Annotated in this window: 2 protein-coding genes; one reads left to right on the plus strand and one right to left on the minus strand. The window is 70.4% G+C overall.

The window, feature by feature from the left end; all coding sequences use genetic code 11:
- A partial coding sequence (locus WAZ62_RS14760; protein ID WP_422644300.1) for a M48 family metallopeptidase occupies nt 1–434 on the plus strand: 434 nt, incomplete at its 5' end.
- 146 nt (nt 435–580) lie between these two features.
- Here WAZ62_RS14760 and WAZ62_RS14765 read toward each other — a convergent pair.
- Nucleotides 581–1,637, minus strand: a 1,057-nt coding sequence (locus WAZ62_RS14765; protein WP_422644301.1) for a transglycosylase domain-containing protein, incomplete at its 5' end; no start/stop codon positions are given.

Below are 1,637 nucleotides of genomic sequence, written 5' to 3' on the forward strand. Positions count from 1 at the left end.
GCGCGGTCTGGACCGAGGCTGGCACCATCCAGGTGACGGGCGAGCCGGCGCATTTCGCCCGGCGGGTGGGCGATTTCCTGCGCGGCCGCGCCCGGGCCGAAATCGCGCCCCGGGCCGAGCGCTTCGCCCGCCAGACCGAGAAGGATATCCGTGGCCTGACGCTGCGCGATCCGTCCAGCCGCTGGGGCAGTTGCTCGCCCCGGGGGGACCTGTCGTTTTCCTGGCGGCTAATCCTCGCGCCCGCCTTCGTCCTCGACTATGTCGTCGCCCATGAGGTCGCGCATCTGTCGGTGTTCAGCCACGCTCCGCGCTTCTGGACCCTCGTCGACCGGCTGGTGCCCGATGCCGACGAGGCCCGAAACTGGCTGAAGCGGAACGGCGCCGCCCTGCATCGCTATGGCATCCGGAAGCGGGACGCGGACCAAGGGCACTGAATTGCCCTCGTCGCTCCGGCGCAGGCCGGAGCCTTGCGACGGAAAGGCGCCTGACTTGGCACGGGATGCCGGCCTTCGCCGGCATGACGAGAAGGGCCGGCATGACGAGAAGGGATGAGACAGCGGCCCTCATGCGGGAAAGGGCCTTAGCGACGCTTTTCAGCAGGGTAGCTGTATTCGATGGTCGGCCCCTGCCGGGGACGGGCTGGCGCCGTGGTGTCGGCAGGGCCACCGCCCGGTCCTGCCGGCGGCGCCGCTGTTTCGGCCGGCCCCTCGCCGCCGAGGAAATCGACCAGCCGGTCGAGAAGATCGCGGTCCTCGTCCGATGGGACGGCCGGCAGGGGCGTGGCCGCGGTGCCGGCCAGGGCCTCGGTCATGAAAGCCTTCCAGATATGGGCAGGCAGGCCGCCGCCGGTCACCTTGATCATCGGCGTGCCGTCGTCATTACCGACCCAGACCCCGGCGACGAGATTGCCGGTGATACCGACGAACCAGGCGTTGCGGTAATCCTGGCTGGTGCCGGTCTTGCCGCCGGCGGGCCGGCCGATCTGGGCCGCGCGGCCGCTACCGCCACTGATCACGGCAGCGAGCATCCGGTTCATCTGGCCGACCACCTGGGCCGACAACAGGGGCGCCGCGGCGGCCGGTTCGCGCGAGAAGATCACGCCGCCGTCATCGCCCCGCACCTCGCGAATGCCATAGGCTTCGGCCGCGCGGCCGCCATTGGCCAGCACGGCATAGGCCGAGGTCAGTTCGAGCGGCGTCACCTCGGCGCTGCCGAGGGCGATCGAGGCATTGGCCGGAATCGGACTGGAAATGCCGAGGCGCCGGGCCATCTGCACGACTTTCCGCGCGCCGACCCGGGCCAGCAGCCGCACCGAGACCGTGTTCAGGGAGCGGGCGAAAGCCGTGGTCAGGCTGACATCGCCGGCATAGCCGCCCTCGAAATTGGTCGGCCGGTAGCCGGCGATATCGACAGGGCCGTCGTTGACGATGGAATCCGGCGCGAAACCCGCCTCGAGCGCGGCGAGATAAACGAAGAGCTTGAAGGCGGAACCCGGCTGCCGCAGGGCGCGGATCGCGCGATTATAGGGCGAGGCGGAATAATTCCGCCCGCCGACCATGGCCCGCACCGCGCCGTCGGGGGCCAGCGCCACCAGCGCCCCTTGCCCCGCGTCGAGCTTCAGCCCCTCGCCGTCGAGC

The sequence above is a fragment of the Zavarzinia sp. genome (assembly GCF_049306435.1).
GTDB lineage: Bacteria > Pseudomonadota > Alphaproteobacteria > Zavarziniales > Zavarziniaceae > Zavarzinia.